Origin of the sequence: Aeromonas sp. HMWF014, assembly GCF_963878295.1 — a bacterium.
In the GTDB taxonomy this organism is placed as follows: Bacteria; Pseudomonadota; Gammaproteobacteria; order Enterobacterales; family Aeromonadaceae; genus Aeromonas; species Aeromonas popoffii.
Map to the genome: position 1 here is coordinate 1 of NZ_CAWNYS010000254.1, position 13,271 is coordinate 13,271.

14 protein-coding genes and 2 tRNA genes are annotated in these 13,271 nt (G+C 60.8%); 4 read left to right on the forward strand and 12 right to left on the reverse strand.

Annotated features, from left to right (window positions below):
- From AAC083_RS10270 to AAC083_RS10280, 3 genes are all read right to left on the reverse strand, one after another.
- A partial coding sequence (locus tag AAC083_RS10270) for a GTP-binding protein (RefSeq protein WP_201796754.1) occupies nucleotides 1-98 on the reverse strand: 98 nt, incomplete at its 3' end.
- A 172-nt stretch (nucleotides 99-270) separates the two neighbouring features.
- Nucleotides 271-345, reverse strand: a tRNA-Gly gene (locus AAC083_RS10275).
- 38 nt (nucleotides 346-383) lie between these two features.
- Nucleotides 384-468, reverse strand: a tRNA-Tyr gene (locus AAC083_RS10280).
- Between the two features lie 261 nt (nucleotides 469-729).
- Between AAC083_RS10280 and coaA the strand changes: the two genes are divergently transcribed.
- The gene (coaA, locus tag AAC083_RS10285) at nucleotides 730-1,668 is read left to right on the forward strand and encodes a type I pantothenate kinase (protein ID WP_042036009.1); all 939 of its coding nucleotides are present in this window, start codon (nucleotides 730-732) and stop codon (nucleotides 1,666-1,668) included.
- Nucleotides 1,669-1,748: 80 nt separating this feature from the next.
- Here the strand turns inward: coaA and birA are convergent, their stop codons facing one another.
- Both birA and murB read right to left on the reverse strand, forming a co-directional pair.
- Complete coding sequence (gene birA, locus AAC083_RS10290; protein ID WP_108536527.1) at nucleotides 1,749-2,714, reverse strand: bifunctional biotin--[acetyl-CoA-carboxylase] ligase/biotin operon repressor BirA; 966 nt, start codon at nucleotides 2,712-2,714, stop codon at nucleotides 1,749-1,751.
- Nucleotides 2,711-3,748 carry a UDP-N-acetylmuramate dehydrogenase gene (gene murB, locus AAC083_RS10295; RefSeq protein ID WP_108536528.1) on the reverse strand — a complete coding sequence of 346 codons (1,038 nt, stop codon included), beginning with the start codon at nucleotides 3,746-3,748 and terminating at the stop codon, nucleotides 2,711-2,713. The genes birA and murB overlap by 4 nt, the downstream gene beginning before the upstream one ends.
- A gap of 127 nt (nucleotides 3,749-3,875) precedes the next feature.
- Between murB and AAC083_RS10300 the strand changes: the two genes are divergently transcribed.
- The gene (locus AAC083_RS10300) at nucleotides 3,876-4,529 is read left to right on the forward strand and encodes a potassium channel family protein (protein ID WP_108536529.1); all 654 of its coding nucleotides are present in this window, start codon (nucleotides 3,876-3,878) and stop codon (nucleotides 4,527-4,529) included.
- Nucleotides 4,526-5,881 carry a TrkH family potassium uptake protein gene (locus AAC083_RS10305; RefSeq protein WP_108536530.1) on the forward strand — a complete coding sequence of 452 codons (1,356 nt, stop codon included), beginning with the start codon at nucleotides 4,526-4,528 and terminating at the stop codon, nucleotides 5,879-5,881. Before AAC083_RS10300 ends, AAC083_RS10305 begins: the two co-directional genes overlap by 4 nt.
- Nucleotides 5,882-5,954: 73 nt before the next feature.
- Here the strand turns inward: AAC083_RS10305 and AAC083_RS10310 are convergent, their stop codons facing one another.
- The 5 genes from AAC083_RS10310 to AAC083_RS10330 form a co-directional block, all read right to left on the reverse strand.
- Nucleotides 5,955-7,922 (reverse strand): DNA topoisomerase III, encoded by a 1,968-nt coding sequence (locus AAC083_RS10310; RefSeq protein ID WP_108536531.1) that lies wholly within the window; start codon nucleotides 7,920-7,922, stop codon nucleotides 5,955-5,957.
- A gap of 402 nt (nucleotides 7,923-8,324) precedes the next feature.
- On the reverse strand, nucleotides 8,325-8,786 hold the full coding sequence (locus tag AAC083_RS10315) for a hypothetical protein (protein WP_042036002.1): 462 nt from the start codon (nucleotides 8,784-8,786) through the stop codon (nucleotides 8,325-8,327).
- Nucleotides 8,787-8,911: 125 nt separating this feature from the next.
- On the reverse strand, nucleotides 8,912-10,261 hold the full coding sequence (locus AAC083_RS10320) for a sensor histidine kinase (protein ID WP_042036001.1): 1,350 nt from the start codon (nucleotides 10,259-10,261) through the stop codon (nucleotides 8,912-8,914).
- 37 nt (nucleotides 10,262-10,298) lie between these two features.
- Nucleotides 10,299-10,955, reverse strand: a complete 657-nt coding sequence (locus tag AAC083_RS10325; RefSeq protein ID WP_042036000.1) for a response regulator transcription factor — start codon at nucleotides 10,953-10,955, stop codon at nucleotides 10,299-10,301.
- A gap of 82 nt (nucleotides 10,956-11,037) precedes the next feature.
- A complete protein-coding gene (locus AAC083_RS10330) occupies nucleotides 11,038-11,370 on the reverse strand; it encodes a PepSY domain-containing protein (protein WP_042035999.1) in 333 nt (110 codons plus the stop codon).
- A gap of 63 nt (nucleotides 11,371-11,433) precedes the next feature.
- On the opposite strand from AAC083_RS10330, the gene AAC083_RS10335 reads away from it, so the two are divergent.
- A complete protein-coding gene (locus AAC083_RS10335) occupies nucleotides 11,434-11,682 on the forward strand; it encodes a PepSY domain-containing protein (RefSeq protein ID WP_042035998.1) in 249 nt (82 codons plus the stop codon).
- Nucleotides 11,683-11,726: 44 nt separating this feature from the next.
- Here AAC083_RS10335 and msrQ read toward each other — a convergent pair whose 3' ends face one another.
- Both msrQ and msrP read right to left on the reverse strand, forming a co-directional pair.
- Nucleotides 11,727-12,353 carry a protein-methionine-sulfoxide reductase heme-binding subunit MsrQ gene (msrQ, locus tag AAC083_RS10340; RefSeq protein WP_108536532.1) on the reverse strand — a complete coding sequence of 209 codons (627 nt, stop codon included), beginning with the start codon at nucleotides 12,351-12,353 and terminating at the stop codon, nucleotides 11,727-11,729.
- Nucleotides 12,344-13,271 (reverse strand): protein-methionine-sulfoxide reductase catalytic subunit MsrP (msrP, locus tag AAC083_RS10345; protein ID WP_108536534.1); only part of this gene is annotated, 928 nt, incomplete at its 5' end. The genes msrQ and msrP, both read right to left, overlap by 10 nt.

A 13,271-nucleotide genomic window follows, 5' to 3' on the forward strand; every position in this document is an offset into this window, starting at 1 on the left:
GTGATGGCGGCGGTCAGGGTGGTTTTACCGTGGTCAACGTGGCCGATGGTACCCACGTTAACGTGCGGTTTATTACGCTCAAATTTTTCTTTAGACATGATCGTCCCTCTAAACTAACGCTGAGTACGCGGTGGCAAGCTAACCACAGAACAGTTTATATGATGGATTTGAATCTGGTGGGGAAGAGAGGTTGGTGCTGACAGCCAGGTTCGATTGCCGAACTCACCCTGAGGTGTGACTCTTGGTATCGCCTGAGCCATATCAGCATCTTGGAGCGGGCAGCGGGAATCGAACCCGCATCATCAGCTTGGAAGGCTGAGGTAATAGCCATTATACGATGCCCGCATTTCTCTCACCCAAAGAACTCAAACCGCAGAGAAATATGGTGGAGGGAGAAGGATTCGAACCTTCGAAGGCAGAGCCGTCAGATTTACAGTCTGATCCCTTTGGCCGCTCGGGAACCCCTCCGATGCATAAATGCCACAACGGTTATTCTGCTTGCACCCGTTGTTTTGTCGCTTTTGCCGGGCAAATAGGCGACAGACATCCAAGCGTCGCGCATTTTATTGTAAGGATTTTGGGGATGCAACTATTGCGCCTTGCAAAATGTGTATTATTGCCGGGAAGCATGCAAAAAAGGACTCACTCTCTGCTCGAATCCGCCACGTCTCTTGTCGCTCCCCACCCCTTGGTGTATGGTCGCCCTGCCCAAGAAACAGTGATGACACCATGACGACCGAGCATAACCCCTATCTGCAATTCACCCGCGAACAATGGGCGTTATTGCGCGATGCTGTCCCCCTGACCCTGACCGAACACGATCTGCAGACCCTGCGCGGGATCAATGAGAAGGTGTCATTGCAGGAGGTCGAAGAGATCTATCTGCCCCTCTCCCGCCTGCTCAATCTCTACGTCAAGGCCAAGCAGCGCCGCAGTCGGGTGCTGGAACAGTTCCTCGGCCAGTCCCGCGGCAAGGGCACCTACATCATCAGCATCGCCGGCAGTGTGGCGGGAGGAAAGAGCACCACGGCCCGCATCATGCAGGCCCTGCTGGAGCGCTGGCCGGAACATCCGCGGGTGGAACTGGTCACCACGGATGGCTTCCTCTATCCCAACAAGGTGCTGGAAGAGCGCGGCCTGATGCGTCGCAAAGGCTTTCCGGAATCCTATGACATCCGCCATCTGGTGGAGTTTGTCGCCAATATCCGGGCCGGCCACGAGAAGGTCGAGGCGCCCGTCTACTCCCACCTCATCTATGACATCATTCCCGATGAGAAGAAGGTGGTGGAGCAACCTGACATATTGATCCTGGAAGGGCTCAATGTGCTGCAAAGCGGCATGGATTACCCGCAGGAACCCCATCGCGTCTTCGTGTCAGATTTTGTCGACTTCTCCATTTATGTGGATGCCGAAGCAGAGTTGCTGCGCACCTGGTATGTCGAGCGTTTCCTCAAGTTCCGCAGCGGCGCCTTCTCGGATCCGGACTCCTACTTCCATCACTACGCCAAACTGGCGGAGAGCGAAGCCAGCAAGATTGCCAACACCATCTGGCAAGATATCAACTATCTGAATTTGCAGGAAAACATCCTGCCGACACGGGAACGGGCCAACTTGATCCTGACCAAGGGCCACGAGCACGCCATCGAGCAGATCAAGCTGCGCAAGTGATGGTCGATGCATACAGTACATAAACGAAGAGGGGGCCCACAGGCCCCCTCTTCCATTGGAGTCTCTGACACACAGAGATATCAGTCACCCCGTCGCAGGGATATCTCTCCCCCCAGATAGAATCTTATCCCCTCGCCCGTCTCCAGTCGCAGGGCACCGCGATCGTCGATACCGCGAGCTACCCCGCGGATCTCCTGCTCCCCCATCAGGAGGCGCACCGGCCGACCGGCGAAGTGATCGAGCCGGTTCCAGTTGTCGACAAAACTGGCCAGACCGCTCTGCTCGAAGGTCAGCATGGCCTGTTGCAGGTGCTCGAGCATGCGGGCAGCCAGCAGATTGCGATCCACCAGTTCCGGCTGTATATGGCGCAGCTCGGACCAGGCCTGATCGATCCGTTCACCCTCCCGGGCCGGCATCGCCAGATTGAGGCCAACCCCGATCACCAGGTTGCAGCTGGCACCAGCACTACCACTCATCTCCACCAAAATGCCTGCCAGCTTGCGCCCCTGATAATAGAGATCGTTCGGCCACTTCAGTTCTACCCCCGGATACCCCAGAGACTCCAGCGCCTGCACCACAGCCACCCCGACCGCCAGACTCAGACCCATGGCCGCCGCCATGCCCTGCTCGAGCCGCCAGTACATGCTCAGGATCAGTTGACAACCAAAAGGGGAGACCCAGGGCTTGCCACGGCGACCGCGCCCCGCAGTCTGGCACTCGGCCAGACAGCTCTCGCCGGACTGCAGCTGGTTGACCCGCTCCAGCAGGTACTGGTTGGTAGAGTCGATCACCGGGAAGCAGTGCACCGGCGCCATGGGGGCCAGCGCCTGCAACTGCACCTGATCGTACAGCGCCATGGGCACCGCCAGTCGATAGCCCTTGCCAGTCAGACTGAACAGATCCAGCCCAAGCTCCTTGAGGGCGGCCATGTGCTTGCTCACAGCCGCACGACTGATACCGAGCTGCTCGCCGAGCTGCTCGCCGGAATGAAACTGGCCATCGCTGAGCAAGGTGATCAGTGTCTGTCTGATGGGAGTCAGTGTCATGCCAGCACCTCATCGAGCCAAGTCTCACCGGTCAGGCCCATGAAGCGCACCTCGTGCTCCAACACTACCCCGAATTTCTGCTCCACGCTGTCGCGCACATGGGCCGCCAGGGCAATGAGCTCCATGGCACTGGCTCCCCCCAGATTGACCAACACCAGCGCCTGCTCCTGATGGACGGCGGCGCGGCCGATGGCAAAGCCCTTGAGACCGCACTGATCGATCAGCCAGCCCGCGGCCAGCTTGGCCCCCCCTTCCCCGGCCGGGTAGCAGGGCATATGCGGATATTGCTGCTTGAGCATGTCGGCCAGCGCCGTCGTTACCACGGGGTTCTTGAAGAAGCTGCCCGCATTGCCAAGTACGGCGGGGTCCGGCAGCTTGGCACTGCGGGTAGCGCAGACGGTATCGAAGATGGCCTGCGCGGTGGGCGCGTCCCCGAGCGCCGCCAGCGGCCCGTAACCCAGCACTGGCGTCCAGGCTTTGGGCAGGCGCAAGCCGACGGCTGTGATGAAATGGGAATGCTGACAGGCATGCTTGAAGATGCTGTCGCGATAGCCAAAATGGCAGTCGACAGCATCAATGCGCTCCAGCTGGCCACTTTGCCAGTTGAACGCCTCGACATAGGCACAGACGCTGGCCAGCTCGACCCCGTAGGCACCTATGTTCTGCACAGGCGCGGCGCCGACCGTCCCCGGGATAAGCGCCAGATTCTCCAGGCCGTACCAGCCCTGTTGCAAGGCGTGGCACACCAGCTGATGCCACCCCTCCCCTGCCGCCACGTGCAGCAGCCAGTGCTCGCCCTCATCCTGCAGCTGAATGCCCTTCAAACGGTTAAGCACCACCAGACCGGCAAAATCATTGCAAAACAGCACATTGCTGCCGCCACCCAGCACCAGGCGGGGCAGGCTGCTCAGTTCTGGGTTGGCCACGAGCTGCCGCAGGTCATCGACCTGTTCCACCTCGGCCAGCCAGAGGCAATGGGCATCGAGGGCGAGGGTGTTGAACGTCAACAAGGAGGCGTGAGGGGTGAGTTTCATCTGCGTGTCCCGACAATGGCAAGCGGGCAGTCTACCTTATATTCCCACCGGACGAAAAATCCGGCCCTCTTTTCGGACTCGGTCCGCTGGAGTAGAGTATGCGGATCCGACTCTTGAGGAAGTACTCATGAACAACCAATTTGCCGTCATCGGCCTGGGACTGTTTGGCAGCGCCCTGTGCGAAGAACTACAACGGCAGGATGCCGAGGTACTAGCGATTGATATTGACGAGAACAAGACTCGCCAAATCGCCACCCTGTGTAGCCATGTCGTCGTCGCCGATGCGACCGACGAGGCCACGGTGGCCGAACTGGGACTGGCAAACTTCGACATCGTCTTCGTCGCCATCGGTGACAACCTGGAGACCAGCATCCTCACCACCCTCGTATTGAAAGAGGCTGGGGTGAAGAAGGTCTGGGTCAAGGCGCGCGACAAGTTCCACGCCAAGATCCTGCAGAAAGTCGGTGCCGACAAGGTGATCAACCCCGAATGGGACATGGGCCGCCGGGTCGCCCAGAGCATGCTGGACAACCGGCTGTTCGACTATCTGGAGCTGGGTCACAACATGGTACTGACCGAGTTCGTCATCGGGCTGCAGCAAAATGGCAAGGTGCTGGGCGATCTGCACCTGCTGCAGCAGAACGATTTCCAACTGCTAGCCATCAAACGCGGTGAAGTGCTGCACAACGTACTGACCGGTAAGATGGAGCTGCAACTGGGCGACATCCTCATTCTGGCGGGCAACAAGCATGCCATCGACCACTGGCTGGAAACCTTATGACACGTTGGCGTAGCAGCTACGCCTTCGCCCTCCATCGGGAGCGAGACCCCCGCTGGAACGAGGCAAGGCTGATCATCGGCAGCTTTCTGATCATCCTGCTGATTGGCGCCATCTTTCTGGTGCAACCTTCCAGCCACAAAGGCGAGGTCACCTTCGTCAACGCCCTGTTCACCGCCACCTCGGCCATCAGCGTGACCGGCCTCGGGGTGGTAGATACCGGCACCGCCTTCACCCTGCAGGGGCAGATCTTCCTGCTGATACTGATGGAAATTGGCGGTCTGGGCCAGATGACCATGACCCTGCTGCTGATCGCCATGTTCAGCCAGCGTGTCGGTCTGCGCCAGCAGGTCTTGGCCAAGGAGGCGCTGGGCCAGGAGGGCTCGGTCAATATCATTCAGCTGGTGAAGCGCATCGTGCTGTTCGCCTTCATCGCCCAGCTGATCGGCACTGGCCTCATGGCGTTCCGCTGGGTGCCGGAGATGGGCTGGGAGCACGGCCTCTATGTCAGCTTCTTCCACGCGGTTTCGGCCTTCAACAACGCCGGCTTCTCGCTATTTTCCAACGGCCTGATGGATTATCGGGATGATCCCCTGATCTCGCTGGCTATTGCGCTCTTGCTGATTCTGGGGGGCATAGGTTTTACCGTTATCGTCGATCTGGTACGCAACCGCCGCTGGCGCAAGCTGAAGCTGCACAGCAAGCTGATGCTGGTCATGACCCCGGCCCTGCTGCTGGTCGGTACCCTGATGTTCTGGCTGTTGGAGCACAACAACCCGGGCACCCTCGGCAAAGCCTCCTTCGGCAACCAGTGGCTGGCGGCCTTCTTTCAGTCTGCCAGCGCCCGAACTGCCGGTTTCAATACCATAGATATCGGCTTGATGACCCCGGCAGCCCTGCTGTTTCTGATGATGTTGATGTTTATCGGTGCCGGCACCACCTCGACCGGTGGTGGTATCAAGGTCACCACCTTCGCGGTCGTGCTGCTGGCGACCAAGGCGTTTCTGACCAAGCGGCCCCATGTCACCGCCTTTGGCCGTACCCTGTCGCCCCAGATCGTCACCCGTTCGCTGGCCATCATCATCGTCAGCACCATGGTGTTGATGCTGGCGATGTTCATGCTGATGGTGACCGAGGATCTGCCGTTCGACAAAATCATGTTCGAGACCATCTCGGCGTTTGCCACTGTCGGCCTCTCTACCGGCATCACGGCCTCCCTGAGCGAGCCTGGCAAGCTCATTCTGGTGCTGGTGATGATCTGCGGCCGTCTTGGCCCCCTCACCCTCGCCTTTATGCTGGCCCGCCCGGTCGAGACCCGCATCAAATACCCGGAAGAGGGGCTCTATACGGGTTGAGTCCACATCCATAAGAGAAAGGGGCCATCACGGCCCCTTTCTCTTTCTCGGTATCGGCACCCTGTTCAACGGCTCAGGCCACCTTGGCCTTGGCCGGCCGCTTGCCCGCACTCTTGCGAGCAGTGCCAACCGCCCCCGCACCGCTCTTGCGGCGGGCGAAGCGCGGCTTGCTGGCCCCCGGCGCAGCCTTGGGCAGGGCACTGAAACTGGCGCCAGAGTCCTGCCGCGCCCCCTCGATCAGGCCGTTGAGCTGCTCGGTAAGCGGCCCCATAAACTGCTGGTAGCTGGCGTGCCGCTCTGCAATCTGACCCAGGCGCTGCTCCCACAGGGCCGTCATGTCAGGTGTGGTGGCGGTAGCGGGCAACGCCAGGATCAACGCTCGTCCGGTGGGGGTGCCCTTGATGCTCTTGCCTTGGCGCACCAGAAAACGGCGCTTGAACAGCAGGTCTATGATGCCGGCCCGGGTCGCCTCTGTGCCGAGCCCGTCGGTTTCGCGCAACGTCTTGCGGATCTCGGGGTCCTGCACGTAGCGTGCTATGCCGGTCATAGCGGCCAGCAGGGTGGCATCGGTGAACGATTTGGGCGCCTGAGTCATCTTCTCCAGCAGCTCGCCGCGCTCGCACTGCAACTCGTCACCCCGCTGCAGGGCAGGCAGGGTGCCCGCCTCCTCTTCGTCATCCTCTTCCACCCCCAGCAGGGCCTTCCAGCCCGCCTTGATGATCCGCCGCGCCTTGGCTTGGAACAGGCCACCGGCGATACGAAGCAGCGCCTTGCTGTCGTTGTACTCGAACGGCGGATAGAACTGCAGCAGGTATTGGCGCGCCACCAGACCGTAAATATTGGCCTCATCGCTGCTGAGGCTGGCCTCGTTGCCGCGCTTCTCGGTGGGAATGATAGCGTGATGGGCATCCACCTTGCTGTCGTTCCACGCCTTGCTGCGGATCTTGCCGTCCGCCTCGCTCACCGCCCTGGCGAGCGCTGGCGCGGTCGCGGCGATGGCATCCCGCACCTGGGCCGCCCGGTTGAAATGATCGCTCGGCAGATGACGGCTGTCTGATCTCGGGTAGGTGATGAGCTTGTGCCGCTCGTATAGTCCCTGACACACATCCAGCACCCGCTTTGCATCCATGCCAAAGCGTTTGGCGGCATCGATCTGCAGGCTGGATAGGTTGTAGGGCAGCGGCGCCGCCTGCTTGCGGGCCTGCTCCTCGACCTCGTCCACCGATGCTGGTTGGCCATTGATGCGACTGACGACCTTCTCGGCCAATGCCCGGTTGAGCACCCGCCCCTCCTCATCCTGCCAGGGTTGGCAAGCCTCGGAAGGCAGCCACTTGGCGCTGAAGCGCTCGCTACCTTCGGTCACCACATGGGCAAGCACCTCGTAGAAGGGTTTGGGCACGAAGGCCTCTATCTCCAGATCCCGCCGTACCACCAGCCCCAGCAATGGGGTCTGCACCCGACCGACCGACAGCAGCTCGCTGCAACCGCCCTTACGACCAAGCAGGGTGTAGGCCCGGGTCATGTTGATGCCATAAAGCCAGTCGGCACGACTGCGGGCCAGCGCCGACACCGCCAGCGGCACGAACTCCTTGTTGTCCCGCAGCTTGTCGAGGGCGCGGCGCACCGCTGGCGGATTGAGGTCACTGATGAGGCAACGCTGTACCAGCCTGGTCTTGGGGTAGCCGAGAAAGTCGATCACCTCGTCCACCAGCAGTTGCCCTTCCCTGTCCGGATCGCCTGCATGCACCACACAGTCGGCCTGCTTGATCAGCCGCTTGATAACGCTGAGCTGGGTTTTGGTCTTGGGCTTGGCGACCAGTTGCCACTGGGTGGGAATGATGGGCAGCTGCTCCATGCGCCACTGCTTGAAGGCAGCGTCGTAGGCGTCGGGTTCGGCCTGCTCCAGCAGGTGGCCGATGCACCAGGTCACCACATCCCCCTGGGCTGTCTCGATGAAGCCCTCACCCTTCTTGTGGGGCTTTGGTAACACATCGGCAATGGCGCGGCCCAGACTGGGCTTCTCGGCGATAAAGAGTCGCATGGCAAACACACCTAAATACTGTATATGTGAACAGTATATACCGAGCCTTTTGCAAAGCCCAAGCCTGGCTACCTGCGGGTTCGGTGATCGTGACCACGCTATCGTTCAGCACCATGACCCGGGGTCAAGGATGCAACGACTCTTCAGGATGCGCATGCGGGCCAGATGATGAAGCTGACCCTGATTCCCGCCCCGAAGGACACAGGCCCCGTGCTGGCCAACACCGCCCACGCGGTCCCGACCAACGGCTGAGTCCACACTCGACCAACAAAAACGGCGCCATCAGGCGCCGTTTTTGTTGCTGTCAATATGCTGTAGCAGTGGAGACTCAGAAGTCGCCTTCCTGCATGTCCTCTTCCGTACACTCCACCCGCTCTGCCGCCAGAGCATGGACAGAGTGACTCAGAAGTCGCCTTCCTGCATGTACTCTTCCGCACACTCCACCAGCTGGGGCCAGAGCTCTTCCGGTACCCAGGCATCCGGGTCATCTTCGTCGCCGTCGTACTGGGTCCAGAAATAGCGACGCAGGCCAGCGGCGAAGTCATCGCTGACTTCGGCCAGCTCGGAGAGGGGCCCCAGCCAGGCGATCCGGCGCAGACCGGAGGCGAGATCGTTGAGCGCATCCACCAACGCACGATCGTCGCTGATCTGCTCCACCAGCAGGGTGAAGCGCTCGCGGGCGCTCGCGATTTCGTCTTCGTCCAGCTCACCCACATCGGCCAGCAGATCGATGAAATCTTCCAGCAGGAATGCGATCAGGCTCTCTCTGTCTTCGAACCACTGGAGCTGAGCCCCCTTGATCCCCAGTACAGAGGAATCGAACGAGTCATCAAGATGACATAGTGCCCATGGATCATCTGTCATTGCTACCCTTCCTCAGGCTTTAACCAGTGTCTTATCTTATGCTTGGCTCGCTCCCCTTGCCACCTTGAGCGGTGACGGGGCGCGGGCTAACCCAATGCCATCTGCCCCATAACGAGGCTGGATACCTAGCTCTCTACCCTTGCCACCTTGGGCAGTGACAGAGACGCCGCCAGACCACCCAATTCTGCCCGGCCCATGATGAGATTACCTCTATAGGCCTCGGCCAGATCGGAGACTATGTTGAGGCCGAGCCCCGAGCCTGGCACCTTCTCGTCGAGCCGTACCCCGCGCAGCACCGCCTTGGCGATCTGATCCTCGCTCATGCCGGGACCGTCATCCTCGATGCGCAGCGTGATCCAGCCCCCCAGCTCGGCGCTGGAGATACGCAGCTGACCGGCCGACCACTTGAAGGCGTTCTCCAGCAAGTTGCCCACCATCTCGTCGAAGTCCTGCTCCTCCACCCCGACCGCCAGATTGGCTGGCACCTGCAGATCCACCGCCTTGCCCGGATAGAGACGGGAGAAGGCGCGGCAGATGTACTCCACCCGCGCCCGCACCGGAGTCGAGACCCCGAGGATCTTGGCAGCGCCCGTCACCCGAGCCTTGCCGAGGTGGTAGTCGATGTGGCGCTGGATCTGGTCGAGCTGTTCGCCGATGGCGGCCTGATCCTCGGGTGATAACTGGGCCACCTGATTGCGCATTATGCTGAGCGGCGTCTTGAGAGCATGGGCCAGATTGCCGGTGTGGAAACGGGCCCGTTGCAGCAGTTCGCCGTAGTGGTGCAGCAGTCGGTTGATGTCCTCCACCAGCGGTTGGATCTCCAGTGGATAACGCAGCCGAAATCCCTCCTGATGACCCTGATGCACCCGTCCCAGCTCGCGGCGCAGCAGATGCAGCGGGCGCAGACCATAGACGATCTGGAATATGAAGCCCAGCACCAGACCGGTAGCGGCAAAGCCGAGGCCAAAGAACAGGCTGATCCGGGTCTTCTTCAAGGTCTGGGTCAGGGCACTGCTGTCCTTGGCCATCACCAGGGTAAACTCCCGATCCGAGCCCGGCAGCAACACGGCGCGGGTCATGATCAGCAGCGGCTCCTTGTTGGGCCCCCTGCCGACGAAGAGATCGGGATCACCAAACGCCGATCTCAGGCCGTGCACGTCAAGGTGCACATCCCACAGCGAGCGAGAACGGTTGACGACCTCCCCCCCCAGCTCCAGCTGCCAGTAGTAGCCGGAGTAAGGTTGGCGAAAACGGGGATCCGCCATGGGCTCGGTGACGATGGGCAGGCCGTCTGGCTGGATCTCGAGCCGGGAGAGCAGATCATAGAGCTGCAGGCGCAGGAAGTCGGCTTCCGCCTCCTGCCAGTAGTTGCGCATCATGGTCTGCAGGCTGAAACCTGTGGCGAACAGGAGGAGGCCGCACCAGACCAGGGCGATGACCACCAGCCGCCCACGCAGGGTACGTATCAGCCTCATTGCGCGAGCCCTTGCCGTGGGTGCATCAAGGCCTGACTCATTCGTTGATCCGGTATCCGAGACCACGCACAGTCTCAATGAGATCCGAGTGGGTCTTCTTGCGAATCCGGCCAATGAAGACTTCGACGGTATTGGAGTCGCGGTCAAAATCCTGGGCATAGATGTGGTCGATCAGCTCGCTACGCGACACCACCTTGCCCCTGTGCTGCATCAGGTAGCCCAGCACCCGAAATTCGTGGGCGGTGAGCTTGATGGGGGTGCCTTCGTACCATACCTGAGACGCCGCCATGTCGAGCCGCACTCCGCCTATCTCCAGGATTGAACTGGCATTACCCGCCGCCCGCCGGACCAGCGCCTGCACCCTGGCGACCAGCTCGGCCACCTGGAACGGCTTGGTGAGGTAGTCGTCAGCGCCGGCATTGAGCCCTTCAATCTTCTCGTGCAGCTGGCCGCGTGCGGTCAGTACCAGCACAGGGGTATCGATCCCCTTGCTGCGCCACTCCTTCAGCACGCTCAGGCCATCGCGACCCGGCAGGCCGAGATCCAGAATAATGGCATCATAGGGCTCGCTCTCGCCAAGAAAGCCGGCCTCGTTGCCATCATGACAAAGGTCGGTCACGAAACCGGACAGACGCAGCTGTTCCGCCAGCTGGCCTGCCAGAGTCTTCTCATCTTCAACTATCAGAATGCGCATAAATGGGTATCCAAAGCAGGGTTACACTTGCGTCAGCGGAGAGGGGTCGGGCAACCATGTCTGCCCGAGCACCCAGCAGAGGTCACTCTTTTTCTTGTGGAGGGCGGGGCTCGAACAGCCGCTCAAGATGATGGCCCTTGAGCCACACCATCTCCAGGTTGTCGGCGCGATAGCCCACCTTGATGACGCTGTTCTCGCTGTCGATGAGCTTGAGCTCATACAACCAGATGCCATCCTCTTCCCCCAAGTCGACGCGCAGCACGCGCACCGGCAGGCGAGAGGCCACGTCCATCACCTCATGAAAAGGCCTGATCCGACCCTCGCTGACCGCTTGTTGCAGCAAGGCCTCGTTCGGCGTGGTCGCCTGCGCCATCACAGGTAGCAGCAACCCAAGCAGAGACAGGGCTCTATTCATGGATGATTCATCTCCAAAAACCTAACATAATGCTGTTTATAGTCTGCCAGCCATGAATCCGGAATGAATATGATCCCACGCAGTGTTCTGCTGATCCTTTGCCTCTTTTCCACCCTTGGCTGGGCGGCCCAAGCGCGTATAGACATACCGGCGCTGGTCAAGTTGCTGTTGGCCCAAGGGTACCACGACATTCGGGAAGTTGAGCTGGAAGGGGATAAATTCGAGGTAGAAACCCTGGATGCCCAAGAGCGGCGAGTGCAGCTGCTGGTCGATGTCTACACGGGCGACATCACCAAAAAAGAGGCCGACTAGGCCTCTTTTGCTATGTGCGCTGCGCGTTGTGAGCGCGCAACGAGTCACGCCTCTTTCAGTTTCTGCCGCTGTCGCCAGGAGCGCAGCAACTTGTCCCGCCGTGGCCACAGCAGGACACAGGCCAGCAGCAAATAGATGAGCGGCTCCTGCCAGCCACTCTTCACCGACCACCAGTAGTGCACAGGCACCAGCAGGGCCACGGCATAGATCCAGTTGTGCAGCTTCTGCCAGGCCGGCCCCATGGCTCGCAGCAGGGCCGGGATCGAAGTGATGCTCAAGGCCACCAGCAGCAAGAGCGCCAGCGCCCCCACCAGTATGTAGCTGCGCTTCACCAGCTCACCCCCCATCAAGCCCCAGTCGAACTGCAGATCCAGCCCCAGCCAGACCATAAAGTGCAACACGGCCCAAACCGCACACCAGAGTCCGAGGGGGCGGCGCAGCTTGATGAGCTGCCCCTGCCGCCAGCGTTTGGCCAGCGGCGACACCAGCAGGGTGAGCAGCAGCAGATTCAGCGCCCCCTTGCCGAGATAGTGGGTCAGCCCCTGCACCGGGTCTCCCCCCAATAATCCGGCTGGCAGGGCGTATCCCAGCCAGAGCAGAAAGCCGAGGCAGCCCAGATGTACCAGGGCACGCAGGCTCTTGATGTGCATCGACGTCAATCTCAGTACCATTTTCTCAGATCCATCCCCTGATAGAGCGAGGCCACCTCGTCGGCATAGCCGTTGAACATCAGGGTCGGCTGACGCTTGGCGCCGAAGATGCCGCCCTCGCCGATGAAGCGCTCACTGGCCTGGCTCCAGCGCGGGTGATCCACTTGTGGATTGACGTTGGCGTAGAAGCCATATTCGTTCGATGCCAGCAGATTCCAGGTGGTCGGTGGCCTCTCTTCCACCAACCGGATGGAAACTATGCTCTTGATGCTCTTGAAGCCGTACTTCCAGGGCACCACCAACCGGATGGGTGCGCCGTTCTGGGCGGGTAATGTCTTGCCGTAGAGCCCCATCGCCAGGAAGGAGAGCGGGTTCATCGCCTCGTCGATGCGCAGCCCCTCCACGTAGGGATAATCGATGCCGCCACCGAGGGAACGGGACGCCTGTCCCGGCAGCTGCTCGGGGTCATAGAGGGTCTCGAAGGCCACGAACTTGGCGCGACTGTTGGGCTCGGCACGGCGAATGAGCTCCGCCAGCGAGATGCCGCTCCAGGGCAGCACCATGGACCAAGCCTCCACGCAGCGCAGCCGGTAGATGCGCTCCTCGAGGGTGCTCTTGTTGATGAGATCCCACACGTCCAGAGTAAACGGCTTGGCCACCTCCCCCTCCACCCGCAACTGCCAGGGTTCGGGTTTGAGGTAATGGGCATTACGGGCCGGATCCCCCTTGTCGGTGCCCAGCTCATAGAAGTTGTTGTGGGTGGTGGCCTTCTCCTCCGGGGTGAGGATCACGCCCTCGGGCCGGGTGGCGGCATGGATGTTGAGTGGCCTGGTCGTGGCGCCAAGGGTCGGTTTGTCGGCGGAGAAGAGATCGAGCACGCCTGCCTGAGTGGGAAACGCCAGGGTTGCGGCCCCCAGCCCGAGTCCTTTCAGGATGAGA